At 53.2% G+C, this 16,178-nt stretch carries 16 protein-coding genes and 1 pseudogene; 5 read left to right on the forward strand and 12 right to left on the reverse strand.

What is annotated here, in order from left to right:
* Positions 1-98: 98 nt before the first annotated feature.
* From livF to livK, 5 genes are read right to left on the reverse strand one after another with little or no spacing between them, the layout of a single operon-like run.
* Positions 99-812 (reverse strand): high-affinity branched-chain amino acid ABC transporter ATP-binding protein LivF, encoded by a 714-nt coding sequence (gene livF, locus K0335_RS07155; RefSeq protein ID WP_104920173.1) that lies wholly within the window; start codon positions 810-812, stop codon positions 99-101.
* Position 813: 1 nt separating this feature from the next.
* Positions 814-1,581 carry a high-affinity branched-chain amino acid ABC transporter ATP-binding protein LivG gene (livG, locus tag K0335_RS07160; protein ID WP_000082101.1) on the reverse strand — a complete coding sequence of 256 codons (768 nt, stop codon included), beginning with the start codon at positions 1,579-1,581 and terminating at the stop codon, positions 814-816.
* On the reverse strand, positions 1,578-2,855 hold the full coding sequence (gene livM / locus K0335_RS07165) for a branched chain amino acid ABC transporter permease LivM (RefSeq protein ID WP_000803807.1): 1,278 nt from the start codon (positions 2,853-2,855) through the stop codon (positions 1,578-1,580). The genes livG and livM overlap by 4 nt, the downstream gene beginning before the upstream one ends.
* On the reverse strand, positions 2,852-3,778 hold the full coding sequence (gene livH / locus K0335_RS07170) for a high-affinity branched-chain amino acid ABC transporter permease LivH (protein ID WP_001295097.1): 927 nt from the start codon (positions 3,776-3,778) through the stop codon (positions 2,852-2,854). Before livH ends, livM begins: the two co-directional genes overlap by 4 nt.
* 47 nt (positions 3,779-3,825) lie before the next feature.
* Positions 3,826-4,935, reverse strand: coding sequence for a high-affinity branched-chain amino acid ABC transporter substrate-binding protein LivK (livK, locus tag K0335_RS07175; protein ID WP_001353622.1), 1,110 nt, complete (start codon positions 4,933-4,935; stop codon positions 3,826-3,828).
* Between the two features lie 423 nt (positions 4,936-5,358).
* On the opposite strand from livK, the gene panM reads away from it, so the two are divergent.
* Positions 5,359-5,742 carry an aspartate 1-decarboxylase autocleavage activator PanM gene (gene panM, locus K0335_RS07180; RefSeq protein WP_104920174.1) on the forward strand — a complete coding sequence of 128 codons (384 nt, stop codon included), beginning with the start codon at positions 5,359-5,361 and terminating at the stop codon, positions 5,740-5,742.
* 40 nt (positions 5,743-5,782) lie between these two features.
* Here panM and K0335_RS22690 read toward each other — a convergent pair.
* The 6 genes and pseudogenes from K0335_RS22690 to ftsY form a co-directional block, all read right to left on the reverse strand.
* Positions 5,783-5,882 (reverse strand): annotated as a pseudogene (locus K0335_RS22690) (hypothetical protein); the annotation flags it as partial.
* 59 nt (positions 5,883-5,941) lie between these two features.
* Complete coding sequence (gene livJ / locus K0335_RS07185) at positions 5,942-7,045, reverse strand: branched chain amino acid ABC transporter substrate-binding protein LivJ (RefSeq protein WP_001021996.1); 1,104 nt, start codon at positions 7,043-7,045, stop codon at positions 5,942-5,944.
* Between the two features lie 271 nt (positions 7,046-7,316).
* Positions 7,317-8,171, reverse strand: a complete 855-nt coding sequence (gene rpoH, locus K0335_RS07190; RefSeq protein WP_000130217.1) for an RNA polymerase sigma factor RpoH — start codon at positions 8,169-8,171, stop codon at positions 7,317-7,319.
* A 244-nt stretch (positions 8,172-8,415) separates the two neighbouring features.
* A complete protein-coding gene (ftsX, locus tag K0335_RS07195; protein ID WP_001042003.1) occupies positions 8,416-9,474 on the reverse strand; it encodes a permease-like cell division protein FtsX in 1,059 nt (352 codons plus the stop codon).
* On the reverse strand, positions 9,467-10,135 hold the full coding sequence (gene ftsE / locus K0335_RS07200; RefSeq protein WP_000617723.1) for a cell division ATP-binding protein FtsE: 669 nt from the start codon (positions 10,133-10,135) through the stop codon (positions 9,467-9,469). Before ftsE ends, ftsX begins: the two co-directional genes overlap by 8 nt.
* 2 nt (positions 10,136-10,137) lie before the next feature.
* Complete coding sequence (gene ftsY, locus K0335_RS07205) at positions 10,138-11,676, reverse strand: signal recognition particle-docking protein FtsY (protein WP_104920175.1); 1,539 nt, start codon at positions 11,674-11,676, stop codon at positions 10,138-10,140.
* A 149-nt stretch (positions 11,677-11,825) separates the two neighbouring features.
* Between ftsY and rsmD the strand changes: the two genes are divergently transcribed.
* Both rsmD and K0335_RS07215 read left to right on the forward strand, forming a co-directional pair.
* Complete coding sequence (gene rsmD, locus K0335_RS07210) at positions 11,826-12,422, forward strand: 16S rRNA (guanine(966)-N(2))-methyltransferase (RefSeq protein ID WP_000743195.1); 597 nt, start codon at positions 11,826-11,828, stop codon at positions 12,420-12,422.
* Positions 12,412-12,681 (forward strand): DUF1145 family protein, encoded by a 270-nt coding sequence (locus K0335_RS07215; protein WP_001295207.1) that lies wholly within the window; start codon positions 12,412-12,414, stop codon positions 12,679-12,681. The genes rsmD and K0335_RS07215 overlap by 11 nt, the downstream gene beginning before the upstream one ends.
* Before the next feature lie 2 nt (positions 12,682-12,683).
* Here K0335_RS07215 and K0335_RS07220 read toward each other — a convergent pair whose 3' ends face one another.
* Positions 12,684-13,043 (reverse strand): DUF2500 domain-containing protein, encoded by a 360-nt coding sequence (locus tag K0335_RS07220; protein WP_000042869.1) that lies wholly within the window; start codon positions 13,041-13,043, stop codon positions 12,684-12,686.
* Between the two features lie 140 nt (positions 13,044-13,183).
* Here K0335_RS07220 and K0335_RS07225 point away from each other — a divergent pair, with 140 nt between their 5' ends.
* On the forward strand, positions 13,184-13,810 hold the full coding sequence (locus K0335_RS07225) for a lysoplasmalogenase (protein ID WP_000964718.1): 627 nt from the start codon (positions 13,184-13,186) through the stop codon (positions 13,808-13,810).
* A gap of 72 nt (positions 13,811-13,882) precedes the next feature.
* Positions 13,883-16,084 (forward strand): Zn(II)/Cd(II)/Pb(II) translocating P-type ATPase ZntA, encoded by a 2,202-nt coding sequence (gene zntA, locus K0335_RS07230; protein WP_104920177.1) that lies wholly within the window; start codon positions 13,883-13,885, stop codon positions 16,082-16,084.
* The last annotated feature ends 94 nt before the right edge of the window (positions 16,085-16,178 follow it).

Raw genomic sequence — 16,178 nt, forward strand, 5'->3', positions numbered from 1 at the left:
CAAATAAGTGGTCTGGTTTTAATCCTCCCGCTCAGTTGAAACAAGTCTGTATACGGACAAAGAACCCGGCAGAACGTGGCTACCGGGTTATTGATAATTTACCCGCCTAAATACGCACTTCTCACCGCTTCATTCGCCAGTAGCGCGTCGCCGGTATCGGAGAGCACCACATGACCGTTTTCCAGCACGTAGCCGCGATCCGCCAGCTTTAGCGCCTGGTTGGCGTTCTGCTCGACGAGGAAGATGGTCATCCCCTGCTCGCGCAGTTGTTCGATGGTGTCGAAAATTTGCTGGATGATAATCGGTGCCAGCCCGAGCGATGGCTCATCAAGCAGTAGCAAACGCGGGTTACTCATCAAAGCGCGACCAATCGCCAGCATCTGCTGTTCACCGCCAGACATAGTGCCCGCTCGCTGAACACGGCGCTCATGCAGACGCGGAAACAGTTCATAGACCCACTTTATGCGCTCCTGGAACTGGTCGCGTTCGGCAAAAAAGCCGCCCATCGCCAGATTCTCTTCCACCGTCATGCGTGAGAAGACGCGACGTCCTTCCGGGACAATCGCCACCGCTTCGCGCATGATTTTCGCCGTCTGCCAGTTGGTAATGTCTTTATCATCAAACACAATTCGCCCACTGGTGGCGCGCGGGTCGCCACATAACGTGCCGAGCAAGGTCGTTTTTCCCGCCCCGTTCGCGCCAATGAGGGTGACAATCTCGCCCTGATTGATATGCAGGCTCACCTCATGCAGCGCCTGGATTTTGCCGTAGTGGGCGCTGACTTTGTCAAAGGACAACATGACTTTTTCCATCTTATGCCTCACCTAAATAGGCACGGATCACGTCCGGGTTATTACGGATTTGCTCCGGTGTACCGTTTGCCAGCGGCGTCCCCTGATTGACCACGTAAATTCGGTCTGAAATTCCCATCACCAGCTTCATATCGTGTTCAATCAACAAGATAGTGGTGTTGTGATGGTTACGCAGTTCGGCAATCAGCTCATCCAGCTCTTTGGTTTCTTTCGGGTTAAGACCTGCCGCTGGTTCGTCGAGCATTAAAATCTCCGGCTGCGTTACCATGCAGCGGGCGATCTCCAGACGGCGCTGGTCACCGTAGGCCAGGTTACTCGCCTGACGGTTAGCGTGTTCGAGCAAACCAATGCGCTCAAGCCAGGTTGCGGCACGGTCGAGGGCTTCGCTCTGGGCGCGACGGAAAGAAGGCGTTTTCAACAGGCCAGAGAACAGCCCGGTTTTCAGTTGCTGATGCTGCGCCACCAGCAGGTTTTCAATCACCGTCATTTCGCGGAACAGGCGCACATGCTGGAAGGTACGCACCACGCCCATGCGGGCAATTTGCTGCCCCGGCAAACCTTCCAAATGCTGATCGCGCAGTAAAATGGTGCCTCCGGTGGGTTTGTAGAATCCGGTCAGGCAGTTAAAAACCGTGGTTTTTCCGGCACCGTTAGGGCCGATTAACGAGACGATCTCCTGCGGGTACAGTTCAAGATTGACGTTGTTCACCGCCAGCAGGCCGCCGAAGCGCATCATCAGGCCGTTAACGGATAATAATGGCTGACTCATGCCTGCTCTCCTTTCGCTGCGCCGTTTTTCAGCTTCAGTTGCGGGCGCGTCATGGGCAGCAAGCCCTGCGGACGCCAGATCATCATCAGCACCATCAAACCACCGAGCATTAACATGCTGTATTCGTTGAAATCACGCATCAACTCTCGCGACACCACCAGCAAAATTGCCGCCAGAATCACTGCAAATTGCGAACCCATACCACCGAGCACCACTATCGCCAGCACAAACGCCGATTCGGCAAAGGTGAAGGATTCCGGGCTGACAAATCCCTGACGTGCCGCGAACAGCGTTCCGGCAAAACCGGCAAACGCGGCACTGATGGTAAAAGCGGTCAGCTTGATACGACGCGGACTTAAGCCCAGCGAACGACAGGCGATTTCATCTTCACGCAACGCTTCCCAGGCGCGGCCCAGCGGCATCCGCAGTAAGCGATTAATGACAAACAGGCTTAGTACCACCAGCAGTAACGCCACCAGGTAGAGGAAGATGACGCGATCGGACGGGTCGTATTTCAGGCCAAAGAAATTGCTGAACGTATCCCAGCCGCCTTCGCGGGCGGTGCGGCTGAACTCGAGTCCGAAGAGTGTCGGTTTCGGGATCTGACTAATTCCGTTCGGACCGCCGGTGATTTCCGTGTTATTGAGCAGCAATATGCGCACAATCTCGCCGAAACCGAGGGTAACGATCGCCAGATAGTCGCCACGTAAACGCAACACCGGGAAGCCGAGCAGGAAGCCCGCCGCCGCCGCCATCAACCCGGCAATCGGCAAACAGGTCCAGAAGCCAAGACCGTAATAGTGATTGAGCAAGGCAAAGGTGTAAGCACCGATGGCGTAAAAACCACCGTAACCCAGTACCAGTAAGCCAGACAGCCCCACCACTACGTTCAGCCCGAGGCCGAGGATAATGTAGATCATGGTCAGGGTGGCGATATCCACCGTCCCGCGCGACACCATAAACGGCCACGCCACCGCAAGCACCAACAGTGCGACGAGGAACAGCTTTTGCTTCACCGTGGAGCCATCAATCGCGGGCAGAATAAACTTCGGCCCGGAAACGCTTTTCAATCCTTTCTGAAATGCAGGTCGCACAAGCTGGAAGAAAAAGACCACCGCAGTGCCAATAAACACCCACTGCCATCGGATGTCTGAAGCCGTATCGACCACCAGTTTGGTGCCGTCCAGCTCCAGTTGCACACCCATAAAGACGCCCGCGAGAACAAAGAACATGGCGGCAGAGAGCAGCGCCATTGCAATATGCATCGGTTTCATACTTTCTCTACCTCCGGGCGCCCCAGAATACCGGTCGGCATCACCAGCAGTACCAGAATCAGCAGGGCAAATGAAACCACATCCTTATATTCCGTACTCAGATAGGCAGAAGAGAGCGCTTCCGCAATCCCCAGGATCAAGCCGCCAATCATCGCTCCCGGAATACTGCCAATCCCACCGAGTACCGCAGCAGTAAAGGCTTTCATCCCGGCCATAAAGCCGATGTAGGGATTAATTACGCCGTAGAACTGGCCGAGCAACACGCCGGCCACCGCCGCCATCGCCGCGCCAATCACAAAGGTCAGCGCAATCACCCGGTCAGTGTTGATGCCAAGCAGGCTCGCCATTTTCAGGTCTTCCGCGCAGGCACGACAGGCGCGCCCCATGCGGGAATAGCGGATGAAAATTGTCAGCGCCAGCATGGCAAGGAAGGTAACAATCCAGATAACCGCCTGCATGGTGGTAATAGAGGCAGAGAAGTTTTCACTATGGCCCACAACCCACTGACCGTTAAACAGGCTGGGTAGCGCCACGTCGCGCGAACCTTCGGTCAGGCTGACGTAGTTTTGCAGGAAGATAGACATGCCGATTGCCGAGATGAGCGCAATCAGGCGCTTAGAGTTACGCACCGGGCGGTAAGCCACACGTTCGATACTCCAGCCGTAGGCGCTGGCAATGACGATTGCGCCGACGAATCCCGCCGCCACCAGCAGCCAGCCGGTATCAATGCCCAGCATCATCAGTGCGGCGATGATCATAAAGGAGACATAGCTACCAATCATATAAACCTCGCCGTGGGCGAAGTTGATCATGCCGATAATGCCGTAAACCATGGTGTAGCCGATGGCTATCAGCGCGTAGGTACTGCCCAGCGTGACGCCGTTAAACATCTGCTGCAAGAAATACAAAAACTGCTCAGACATAAGGTAACCTTTCTAAAACCGCCCGCATTTCACGGGCGGTGGGATGATCACTTGGCTGCCGTCGATGAACCGTCGGCGTGCCACTGGAAGACACCAAAATCAAATCCCTTAAGATCGCCTTTTTCATCCCAGTTCAGCGGCCCAATCACGGTGTTTGCACCGTTAGCTTTTAAATCTTTCACCAGCGCCAGCGGCTCATCGCTGCCGGTACGCTCAAGGGCAGTCGCCAGAGATTGCACCGCCGCGTAGGTGATCCAGACATAAGGTCCGGACGGATCTTTCTTGTCTGCTTTCAGCGCATCAACGATGCCTTTGTTTGCCGGGTCCTGGTCATAGCGTTTTGGCATAGTGACCAACATACCTTCGGCGGCATCACCAGCAATGTTAGACAGCGACGCATTACCCACCCCTTCCGGCCCCATAAACTGAGTTTTCAGGCCAACGGAACGGGCCTGGCGCAGCATCTGCCCCATTTCCGGGTAGTAACCGCCGTAGTAAACGAAGTCGATGTTTTCTTTTTTCAGGCGGGCGATCAGCGCGGAGAAATCTTTCTCACCAGCGGTAATGCCGTCGAAGAAGACGACGTTGGCATTGGCTGCTTTCAATCCGTCCTGCACCGAACGCGCCAGCCCTTCGCCATACTGTTGTTTGTCGTGAATGATGGCGATGCGCTGGGGCTTCACCGTCTCAAGAATGTATTTTGCCGCTGTTGGCCCCTGGGAAGAGTCCAGCCCGGCAGTACGCATGATGTGTTGATAACCGCGTTGAGTCAGCTCCGGGTTGGTCGCCCCCGGTGAGATCATCAAAATACCTTCATCTTCGTAGATATCTGATGCAGGTTGGGTAGAAGAAGAACACAGATGACCAATAACGTATTTAATGCCGTCGTTAACGATTTTGTTGGCGACCGCAACGGCTTGTTTCGGGTCGCAGGCGTCGTCATATTCCACGCCCACCAGCTTATCGCCTTTAATTCCCCCTTTGGCATTAATGTCTTTAATCGCCTGACGCGCGCCGTTAAATTCCATATCGCCCCACTGGGCAATCGGACCGGACATCGCGCCGACAACGGCAACTTTAATATCGTCGGCCATAGCGGTGTGTGAAATTGTCAGTGCAATCATCCCTGCGATGATAGTTTTCGCATTCCGTTTCATAGTCAAAAATCCCCATTCGTGATGTTGTGTTGCTTTGTTTTTATGTGTTAACAAATCAGACTGTTCTTTTTTTATACTGCACTGTTTTTGCCTGTCTGATTAAGGGTTTAGCGCAGTATTTTGTGATAATAGCGATTAAAACCCCTATTTTTCAGTCGATTAAGAACAGATAATATTCTGAATTTATTGATAGATAAACAGAAAAAAGTGCCGTTGTCAGCATAAAATAACGGCACAAAGGGCGGAATAATTCACTACCATTCAGGGGATTATGCTGGGTATTTTTCATTCTCTAATGTTTTAACTTTGTAATTATTGCTGAAAAAAAATTAATCACCTGCCAAAAGAAATAAAAAAGAGAAAGCCTCCGATTAAATTATTTCGCTACACTGGTTCCACTTTTGTGATTTACACGGGTTCCCCATGAAGCTGACCATCATTCGATTAGAAAACTTTAGCGACCAGGACCGGATTGACCTGCAAAAGATCTGGCCGGAGTATTCCCCTTCCTCTTTACAGGTTGACGATAACCACCGTATCTACGCCGCGCGTTTTAACGAGCGCCTGCTCGCTGCCGTGCGGATAACCTTAAGCGGCACCGAGGGGGCACTGAATTCCCTGCGCGTACGGGAAGTCACCCGACGTCGCGGTGTGGGGCAATATCTGCTGGAAGAGGTTTTGCGTAACAATCCTGGCGTTTCAGGCTGGTGGATGGCGGATGCAGGCGTGGAAGATCGCGGCGTGATGACGGCGTTTATGCAGGCGCTGGGGTTTACGGCACAACAGGGCGGCTGGGAGAAGCGTTAATCGTCAAGTTTGATTTCAAAAGTGATGACCAACGAGAAATTGCCTGATGCGCTACGCTTATCAGGCCTACAATGTGTGCTGCAATTTACTGATTTCTTTGGATCTTGTAGGCCGGATAAGGCGTTTACGCCGCATCCGGCATGAAGCAACGTACTCGATATTAGCAATTTGGCGGCAACCCAAAGTTGCCGATTAATGATTACTTCGCATCAGTCGCCGTGCCGTTGGCGTGCCAGTCAAACACGCCGAACTCAAAGCCTTTCAGATCACCTTTCTCATCCCAGGTCAGCGGCCCCATCACGGTATCCACGGAGTTCGCTTTCAGGTATTTGGCGATTTCTGCCGGATCGTCAGACTGATTCAGGCCCGCCTGCAAAGATTGCAGCGCGGCGTAGGTGGTCCAGACGAATGCGCCGCTTGGGTCCTGTTTTTTCGCTTTGATCGCGTCAACAATCGGTTTGTTCGCTGGAACCTGATCGTAGTTCTTCGGCTTGGTCACCAGCAACCCTTCCGCTGACTCGCCCGCAATGTTAGACAGCGAGACGTTAGCCACGCCTTCCGGCCCCATAAACTGGGTTTTCAACCCTGCCGCGCGTGCCTGACGCAGGATCTGCCCCATTTCCGGGTGGTAACCACCGTAGTAAACGAAGTCGATATTCTCTTTCTTCAAACGCGCCACCAGGGTAGAGAAATCTTTTTCCCCGGCGGTGATGCCATCAAAGAACACCACGTTAGCATTGCCTTTCTTCAGGCCGTCCTGCACTGCACGCGCCAGACCTTCGCCGTACTGCTGTTTGTCGTGAACGATAGCAATGCGTTGCGGTTTCACTTTCTCAAGAATATATTTCGCCGCCGTCGGTCCCTGGTCGGAGTCCAGGCCGGTGGTGCGCAGGATCAGCTGATAGCCACGGGCGGTCAGCTCTGGTGCGGTTGCTGCTGGGGTGATCATTAAAATGCCTTCGTCTTCGTAAATGTCAGACGCTGGCTGCGTTGATGAAGAGCAGAGGTGACCAATAACGTATTTAATGCCGTCGTTAACGACTTTGTTCGCCACCGCAACCGCCTGTTTCGGGTCACAGGCATCGTCATATTTTACGATTTGCAGTTTGTTGCCTTTGATACCACCTTTAGCATTGATATCCGCAACCGCCTGCTCAGCACCAGTAAACTCCTGGTCACCGTACTGGGCCACCGGACCGGACATTGCGCCCACGACCGCGACTTTAATATCTTCTGCCAGAGCCATATTGCTGAATGCCAGCGCGATACATCCTGCCAGTAACGCTTTACCCTTTATATTCATCCTGAGAATCCCCATTCTTCTGGTTATTACGTGTATTGTGATGTTGTTGTTCAGCACTTTATTTCGTTTTATGCATGGCTACCCGTGCTTTAGCAGCATACTCTGCTAAAACATACCCGATTTTTATGATATTGGAATAGCTATTTTGACAGTTTATTAACAATCTGCGTGGGGATTGGCGTTTTGTCGGAGGGGGTCATTGATTATTGCAGAGGTCCAAAAAACAAAAACCCCGGACTCTCATCCAGGGTTCTCTGATTAATAGTGGAAATTACGCTTCAATAGCAGCGCGAAGTTTTTTCATCGCGTTCTTTTCCAGCTGGCGCACACGCTCAGCGGAAACACCGTAACGGTCAGCCAGCTCCTGCAGCGTGGACTTGTTGTCTTCGTCCAGCCAGCGTGCGCGGATAATGTCCTGGCTACGCTCATCCAGGCCCTGCATCGCGTCAGTCAGACGGTTTGCCGCCTGCTCTTCCCAGTTATCATCTTCAATGCCGTCGGCAAAGTTAGACGATTTATCCTGCAGATAGAGCACCGGAGCCATCGGCTGGCTGTCGGAATCGTCGTCGGAAGACAGATCAAAGGTCATGTCTTGTGCCGCCATACGCGATTCCATCTCACGTACGTCTTTGCTGGTTACGCCCAGTTCACGGGCTACCATTTCGACTTCATCCTGATTAAACCAGCCCAGACGCTGCTTGGTTTTACGCAGGTTGAAGAACAGTTTGCGCTGCGCTTTGGTGGTCGCAACTTTGACAATACGCCAGTTACGCAGAACGTATTCGTGGATCTCTGCTTTGATCCAGTGAACGGCGAAGGAGACCAGGCGCACACCCACTTCCGGGTTAAAACGGCGCACTGCTTTCATCAGGCCGATGTTACCTTCCTGAATCAAATCCGCCTGTGGCAGGCCATAGCCCGCATAATTACGAGCAATATGAACAACAAACCGCAGGTGAGACAGGATCAGCGTTTTTGCTGCTTCCAGATCGCCATGGTAATGCAGCTTTTCAGCCAGCGCCCGCTCCTCGTCAGCCGACAACATCGGCCACGCGTTAGCTGCCCGGATGTAGGAATCCAGGTTGCCAACAGGGGCTAAAGCTAAACTTTGCATTTTGTCAGTCATTCAAATCCTCTCAATCGATATCTTCTGGCGCTTCAGTGGTAGCAACAACTGTGCCAGAGCTTAAGAGCAACGAGGTTATCATTCACTGTTTTATCAGACCGTGATTTTATCCACAAGTTCAATGCAACGCTGTGAATAAATTACGCACAAAATGTGACATAGAGATGAAATACCGGGAAGAGACAACGGGGTCTCTTTCCCTGCTACGGAACCCATTGCAGGGAAAGAGTATAACACGCTTTTATTATTCAGGCGTAAAGTGGCGTAAATGTTGTACCGTGGCAAGCCAGGCTGCCACCCAGCCAATCATCGAACACACCAGCAGCAAAAGCAGACATTCATCGAAAGATAAGCCATTGATATCAAACTTCGTTCCGAAAACCTGTGCCACTTCCGCAACCGCCGAAGACAAACGCAGTACCAGAATCTCTGACAAAATTAATGACAACAATGCGCCAGAAAATCCCAGCAATGCGCCACCGTACAGGAACGGGCGCAGGATGAAACCATCTGTCGCACCAATCAGTTTCTGTACGTTAATGGAGTCACGGCGAGCAAAGATACTCAGGCGCACACTGTTACCGATGACGAGGAACACTGCCGCCACCATCAATACGCCGATCATTGCCGAAACGCGCCCGACCAGCCCGGTCAACGCCGCCAGACGGGCAAACCAGCTGTCATCCATTCGCACTTCGTCAATGCCGTTGATCTGGGTGATACGATCACGCAGCGTATTGAGTGATTCCGTCCCCTGAAAATCGAGTTTCGGGATCACCACCGCCACTGCCGGAAGCGGGTTTTCTTCCAGCATATCCAGCGCACCACCAAAACCAGACCAGTTACGGAACTCGCCCAGTGCGTCTTCACGAGAAAGATAGTTTACTTTCTCTACGCCTTGCTCGGCCTGCAACTGTGCCACCACGCCCGCAGCGGCGTCATCGTCCAGCGTTTTTTGCAGATAAACAGTGATTTGCGGTGACGGATAATACTGCGTCGCCGCCTGGTTAACGTTTTTGTACACCATATAACAGACGCTGGGCAGCGTCAGGGAGATGGCGATAACCATCACCGTTAAAAACGTGGCGAACGGTTTGCTTTTCAGATCCTGCAATGCACCGTGGAAGGCATAGCGCACCTGTTCGTTGAAAACGTTAGTTTTGCGATTTACCGGTTTTGGCGAGGATTTCGCGCGTTTCGGCGCGTTACGACCGCCGTCGCCAGAGCCGCCGACCGATTTACGGAAGCGATCCAGACGCCCGCCAAACTGCCGGATATGATTGATTGCATCGCGCTTATTCATGGCCCACGCCTCCATGCAAGTGACCATCGCTCAGTGTGAGCATGCGATAGGAACGCCGCGAAATCAGGTTGATGTCGTGCGTTGCCATCAATACGGTTACCCCAACGCGGTTAAATTCTTCAAACAGACGTAGAATTCCTTCTGACAACGCGTCGTCAAGGTTACCGGTCGGTTCGTCCGCCAGCAGTACCGCGGGCTTGTTCACCACCGCGCGGGCAATGCCAACACGCTGTTGTTCACCGCCGGAAAGCTGAATAGGGAAGTTCTTCGCTTTGTCCAGTAGCCCGACTTTATCCAGCGCCGCCGATACACGACGACGAATATCGTCACCGCTGGCACCGGCGATAATCAGCGGGATCGCCACGTTATCGTAGACAGTACGGTCCATCAGCAGATGGTGATCCTGGAAAATCATACCAATCTGGCGGCGCAGAAACGGAACTTCACGGTTTTTCAGACGCGTGATGTCATGGCCGCTAAACCAGATTTTCCCGGCGCTGGGCCGCTCAATCCCACAGATCAGCTTCAGGAGGGTACTTTTCCCTGCGCCGGAATGACCGGTCAGAAACGCCATCTCACCCGGCTGCATATGGAACGTAACGCCCTGCAGCGCCTGTCTCCCACCGAGATAAGCCTTGCTGACATGTTCAAAGCGAATCATTGTTAATCCTCTCGGGCAAAAAGTGCCTCTATAAAGTCGTCCGCTTTAAACGGACGCAAATCCTCAATACGTTCGCCGACACCAATGTAGCGGATAGGGATACCAAACTGGTCAGCCACCGAGAAAATTACCCCGCCTTTCGCCGTGCCGTCCAGTTTCGTTAGCGTGATGCCGGTTAAGCCAACGGCTTCGTGGAACAGTTTGGCCTGGCTTACTGCATTCTGCCCGGTACTGGCGTCGATAGTCAGCATAACTTCATGCGGAGCTTCAACGTCGAGTTTCTTCATCACGCGGACGATTTTCTTCAACTCTTCCATCAAGTGCGATTTGTTCTGCAGGCGTCCGGCGGTATCGGCAATCAGAACGTCGATGTTACGCGCCTTAGCGGCCTGAATGGCGTCGAAGATAACAGAAGCAGAATCCGCACCGGTATGCTGGGCAATCACCGGAATATTATTACGCTGACCCCAGACCTGAAGCTGTTCAACCGCTGCTGCACGGAAAGTATCGCCCGCCGCCAGCATCACTGATTTACCCTGCTGCTCAAACTGACGCGCCAGCTTACCAATCGTCGTGGTTTTACCCACACCGTTGACGCCCACCATCAGGATCACGAACGGCGTTTTACCTTCAACGTTCAGCGGTTCATCGACTTTCGCCAGAATCTCGCCCATCTCTTCTTTCAGTAGGCCATAGAGCGCCTCGGCATCACGAAGCTGCTTGCGGGTCGCACCTTCTGTCAGATTGGTGATAATTTTACGCGTGGTTTCCACGCCCACATCGGCGATGAGCAATTGCTCTTCCAATTCTTCAAACAGATCATCGTCGATTTTTTTACCGCGGAACAGGCTGATAAATCCGGAACCGAGGTTTTCTTTGGTTTTTAACAGGCTGCGTTTCAGGCGCGCGAAGAAACCTTCTTTGGTCGGTTTTTCCTGCTCCTGAGCGATTTCTTCCACCGGCTGCTCTTCTTCTGCCGGAGGAACCACCATCACCGCCTCTTCTGCCGCTTCGGCAGCCAGCGCCTGTGCTTCCAGCTCTTCGTCGGTGATGTCTTCTTTAGCCGCTTCTTCTTCCGCCGCTTCAACAATCTCTACGGTTTCCGCTTCGGCCTGCCACTCTTCTGGCGAAACCTCTTCGGCTTTGACGTCTTCCGGCAACGGCAGCTCTTCACGCTCGATAGCCACAGGCTCTGGCGTAACTTCAGGTTCAATGACTGACGCTGGCGTTTCTTCAACTATCGTTTCCGGCTCAGTAATAACTTCCGGTTCAGCAACAACTTCAGACTGCGCTTTTTCACTTTCAGCAACCTGTTCAGTAACTTCCACAACGTCGGCAGCAAAAGTTTCCGCCTCGGCTTCAGTATGCGCCTGCGGCTGCTCTTCAACGGCTTGTTCAGAAGCCTTCGCAGGCTCTTGCGCCGGAACGATTTCTTCTACAACCGGTTGTTCGTTCTGGACTTCTGTCTCTTTTTCCGGGGTCTGCTCTTTTTGACCAAAGCCCAGCCAGGAAAAAAAGCCACGTTTTTTTTCTTTCGCCATTTGCGACTACACTCCTCGCTGTTGCTTCATGGCACAGCGTTAACGCTATGTACATAGCAGCTAAAAAAATGATGAAATAGTCTATCACTTAACTTAATTCACATCACCGCCTGCAAGTATGTGTTATCTGGCGGATTGAGCAATTTATCATGAAAAAACCGAATCATTCCGGCAGCGGCCAAATCCGCATTATTGGCGGGCAGTGGCGAGGCCGTAAACTCCCGGTTCCTGATAGTCCAGGTCTGCGCCCCACCACAGACCGCGTACGCGAAACGTTGTTTAACTGGCTGGCTCCGGTCATTGTTGATGCCCAATGTCTGGATTGCTTCGCCGGAAGCGGCGCGCTGGGGCTGGAAGCGTTATCGCGCTACGCTGCGGGGGCCACGTTGATTGAGATGGATCGCGCAGTTTCTCAACAGTTAATTAAGAATCTGGCGACACTAAAAGCAGGTAATGCACGCGTGGTGAACAGCAACGCGATGTCATTCCTGGCGCAAAAAGGCACACCGCATAATATCGTTTTTGTCGATCCACCGTTCCGCCGTGGCTTGTTAGAAGAGACGATAAATTTACTGGAAGATAACGGCTGGCTGGCTGACGAAGCCCTGATTTATGTCGAAAGCGAAGTCGAAAACGGGCTACCCACCGTTCCGGCGAACTGGTCATTACATCGGGAAAAAGTGGCAGGTCAGGTGGCTTACCGCCTGTATCAACGCGAAGCACAAGGAGAAAGTGATGTTGATTAATATTGGACGTTTGTTAATGCTCTGCGTTTGGGGATTTTTAATCCTCAACCTGGTGCATCCCTTCCCGCGTCCGCTGAATATTTTCGTTAACGTGGCGCTGATTTTTACCGTGCTGATGCATGGTATGCAGCTGGCGCTGTTGAAATCCACTTTACCGAAAGATGGCCCGCAGATGACCACCGCCGAAAAGGTGCGCATTTTCCTTTTCGGCGTGTTTGAACTGCTGGTCTGGCAGAAGAAATTTAAAGTTAAAAAATAACCTTATTGTTCGCCAACAAAGCTGACAAAGCGCGTTCCTTTATAGCTCAGCGTACCTTTATCGCCCACTGTCAGGGCGTGGTACTGCTGGGCGTCGAGGCGAAAGGTCTGTTCCATTCCTCCGCTTTGCGGTTTGAAGCTCGCCTCATAGCGCATGCTGGTACCAGCCGGTGTCACTTCCTGCTGGCGCGAACGGCGATCGTTAATCGGTTTTTCCCGCTTATTGCTCACCACCACCAACTTTTGCTGGAGTGGCGCTATATCATTATCAGCTTTTTCCCGTCGTTGTTGCATAAAACGAAACGATGCGGCGACGATGATTAAGCCAATGATAACAATAAAGAAAAGAGGTGGTTTGCTCATCTTAATCCCTCATCGGAAAATGCGGAAATAAGCATACCCTGCCAGTTATGGTGTTGTCATCCGTCCACCCTCGCCACTAAACTGGAAGCAAGACCGTAGGCATTCCGCTTACGAAAAAATAACGAATTCAAGGAACTAAGATGCTTTGGTCGTTTATCGCTGTCTGTCTTTCCGCATGGCTATCTGTGGATGCATCGTATCGTGGGCCAACCTGGCAACGCTGGGTATTTAAACCATTAACCCTTCTTCTCCTGCTGTTGCTGGCCTGGCAAGCGCCGATGTTCGACGCCATTAGCTATCTGGTGCTGGCGGGACTGTGCGCCTCACTGCTGGGCGATGCGCTAACCCTGTTGCCACGTCAACGTCTGATGTACGCCATCGGCGCGTTTTTCCTCTCGCACCTGCTGTACACCATCTATTTCGCCAGTCAGATGACGCTCTCTTTCTTCTGGCCTCTGCCACTGGTATTGCTGGTTCTGGGCGCGCTGTTACTGGCGATTATCTGGACGCGTCTGGAAGAGTATCGTTGGCCTATCTGCACGTTTATCGGCATGACGCTGGTGATGGTGTGGCTGGCAGGTGAACTGTGGTTCTTCCGTCCGACCGCTCCGGCACTTTCTGCATTTGTCGGCGCTTCGTTGCTGTTTATCAGTAACTTTGTCTGGCTGGGTAGCCACTATCGCCGACGCTTCCGTGCGGATAACGCGATTGCCGCCGCTTGTTATTTTGCCGGACATTTCCTCATCGTCCGCTCGCTGTATCTCTGATAAAACTTGACTCTGGAGTCGACTCCAGAGTGTATCCTTCGGTTAATGAGAAAAACTTAACCGGAGGATGCCATGTCGACTCCTGACAATAACGGCAAGAAAGCCCCTCACTTTGCTGCGTTCAAACCGCTAACCACGGCACAGAACGCCAACGACTGTTGCTGCGACGGCGCATGTTCCAGCACGCCAACGCTCTCTGAAAACGTCTCCGGCACCCGCTATAGCTGGAAAGTCAGCGGCATGGACTGCGCCGCCTGTGCGCGCAAGGTAGAAAATGCCGTGCGCCAGCTTGCAGGCGTAAATCAGGTGCAGGTGCTGTTCGCCACCGAAAAACTGGTGGTTGATGCCGACAATGACATCCGTGCACAAGTTGAATCAGCGGTGCAAAAAGCAGGCTACTCCCTGCGCGATGAACAGTCCGCCGACGAACAACAAGAATCACGCCTGAAAGAGAACCTGCCGCTGATTACGCTTATCGTGATGATGGCAATCAGCTGGGGTCTGGAGCAGTTTAATCATCCGTTCGGGCAACTGGCGTTTATCGCGACCACGCTGGTTGGGCTGTACCCGATTGCTCGTCAGGCATTACGGCTGATCAAATCCGGCAGCTACTTCGCCATTGAAACGTTAATGAGCGTAGCCGCCATTGGCGCGCTGTTTATTGGCGCAACCGCAGAAGCTGCGATGGTGTTGCTGCTATTTTTGATTGGTGAACGACTGGAAGGCTGGGCCGCCAGCCGCGCACGTCAAGGGGTCAGCGCGTTAATGGCGCTGAAACCGGAAACCGCCACGCGCCTGCGTAATGGTAAGCGTGAAGAGGTAGCAATTAACAGCCTGCGTCCGGGCGATGTTATCGAAGTTGCGGCAGGTGGGCGTTTACCTGCCGACGGTAAACTGCTCTCGCCCTTTGCCAGTTTTGATGAAAGCGCCCTGACCGGCGAATCCATTCCGGTGGAGCGCGCGACGGGTGATAAAGTTCCTGCAGGCGCCACCAGCGTAGACCGTCTGGTAACGCTGGAAGTGCTGTCAGAACCGGGTGCCAGCGCCATTGACCGGATTCTGAAACTGATCGAAGAAGCTGAAGAGCGCCGCGCACCGATTGAGCGGTTTATCGACCGTTTCAGCCGTATTTACACGCCAGCGATTATGGCCGTCGCCCTGCTGGTGACGCTGGTGCCGCCGCTGCTGTTTGCCGCAAGCTGGCAGGAGTGGATTTATAAAGGACTGACGCTGCTGCTGATTGGCTGCCCGTGTGCGCTGGTGATCTCAACACCTGCGGCGATTACCTCCGGGTTGGCAGCAGCGGCACGCCGCGGGGCGCTGATTAAAGGTGGCGCGGCGCTGGAACAGCTAGGTCGTGTTACCCAGGTGGCATTTGATAAAACCGGCACGCTGACCGTCGGCAAACCGCGCGTTACCGCGATTCATCCAGCAACGGGGATTAGTGAATCTGAACTGCTGTCGCTGGCAGCGGCGGTAGAACAAGGCGCGACGCATCCACTGGCGCAAGCCATCGTACGCGAAGCACAGGTCACTGCGCTAACCATTCCTGCCGCCGAATCACAGCGGGCGCTGGTCGGGTCTGGTATTGAAGCACTGATTAACGGTGAGCGCGTGTTGATATGCGCTGCCGGAAAACATCCGGCTGTTGCATTTGCTGGTTTAATTAACGAACTGGAAAGCGCCGGGCAAACGGTAGTACTGGTGGTGCGTAACGATGAAGTGCTGGGTGTCATTGCATTGCAGGATACCCTGCGCGCCGACGCCGCAACTGCCATCAGCGAACTGAGCGCCCTGGGCGTCAAAGGGGTGATCCTCACCGGCGATAATCCACGCGCAGCGGCGGCAATCGCCGGGGAACTGGGGCTGGAATTTAAAGCGGGCCTATTGCCGGAAGATAAAGTCAAAGCGGTGACCGAGCTGAATCAACATGCGCCGCTGGCGATGGTCGGTGATGGTATTAACGACGCGCCAGCGATGAAAGCTGCCGCTATTGGGATTGCAATGGGCAGTGGCACAGATGTGGCGCTGGAAACCGCCGACGCAGCATTAACCCATAATCACCTGCGCGGCCTGGTGCAAATGATTGAACTGGCACGCGCCACTCACGCCAATATCCGCCAGAACATCACCATTGCGCTGGGGCTGAAAGGGATCTTCCTCGTCACCACGCTATTAGGAATGACTGGCCTTTGGCTGGCGGTGCTGGCAGATACGGGTGCAACAGTGCTGGTCACAGCGAATGCGTTAAGATTGTTGCGCAGGAAGGGGTAGTTTTTCGGATTGCTGCCATCCTGACCATGATATACGGTGAGCCCTGCGAAGCTATCTAATACGGGCTTCGCAGGATCTCATTACATAACATATA

This window comes from Escherichia sp. GZ89 (assembly GCF_019366485.1).
GTDB lineage: Bacteria > Pseudomonadota > Gammaproteobacteria > Enterobacterales > Enterobacteriaceae > Escherichia > Escherichia fergusonii.

Excerpts from the sequence above, each read along its gene's own strand:
- livF (WP_104920173.1), bottom strand. The coding sequence starts at position 812 with ATGGAAAAAGTCATGTTGTCCTTTGACAAAGTCAGCGCCCACTACGGC.
- livG (WP_000082101.1), bottom strand. The coding sequence starts at position 1,581 with ATGAGTCAGCCATTATTATCCGTTAACGGCCTGATGATGCGCTTCGGC.
- livM (WP_000803807.1), bottom strand. The coding sequence starts at position 2,855 with ATGAAACCGATGCATATTGCAATGGCGCTGCTCTCTGCCGCCATGTTC.
- livH (WP_001295097.1), bottom strand. The coding sequence starts at position 3,778 with ATGTCTGAGCAGTTTTTGTATTTCTTGCAGCAGATGTTTAACGGCGTC.
- livK (WP_001353622.1), bottom strand. The coding sequence starts at position 4,935 with ATGAAACGGAATGCGAAAACTATCATCGCAGGGATGATTGCACTGACA.
- panM (WP_104920174.1), top strand. The coding sequence starts at position 5,359 with ATGAAGCTGACCATCATTCGATTAGAAAACTTTAGCGACCAGGACCGG.
- livJ (WP_001021996.1), bottom strand. The coding sequence starts at position 7,045 with ATGAATATAAAGGGTAAAGCGTTACTGGCAGGATGTATCGCGCTGGCA.
- rpoH (WP_000130217.1), bottom strand. The coding sequence starts at position 8,171 with ATGACTGACAAAATGCAAAGTTTAGCTTTAGCCCCTGTTGGCAACCTG.
- ftsX (WP_001042003.1), bottom strand. The coding sequence starts at position 9,474 with ATGAATAAGCGCGATGCAATCAATCATATCCGGCAGTTTGGCGGGCGT.
- ftsE (WP_000617723.1), bottom strand. The coding sequence starts at position 10,135 with ATGATTCGCTTTGAACATGTCAGCAAGGCTTATCTCGGTGGGAGACAG.
- ftsY (WP_104920175.1), bottom strand. The coding sequence starts at position 11,676 with ATGGCGAAAGAAAAAAAACGTGGCTTTTTTTCCTGGCTGGGCTTTGGT.
- rsmD (WP_000743195.1), top strand. The coding sequence starts at position 11,826 with ATGAAAAAACCGAATCATTCCGGCAGCGGCCAAATCCGCATTATTGGC.
- K0335_RS07215 (WP_001295207.1), top strand. The coding sequence starts at position 12,412 with ATGTTGATTAATATTGGACGTTTGTTAATGCTCTGCGTTTGGGGATTT.
- K0335_RS07220 (WP_000042869.1), bottom strand. The coding sequence starts at position 13,043 with ATGAGCAAACCACCTCTTTTCTTTATTGTTATCATTGGCTTAATCATC.
- K0335_RS07225 (WP_000964718.1), top strand. The coding sequence starts at position 13,184 with ATGCTTTGGTCGTTTATCGCTGTCTGTCTTTCCGCATGGCTATCTGTG.
- zntA (WP_104920177.1), top strand. The coding sequence starts at position 13,883 with ATGTCGACTCCTGACAATAACGGCAAGAAAGCCCCTCACTTTGCTGCG.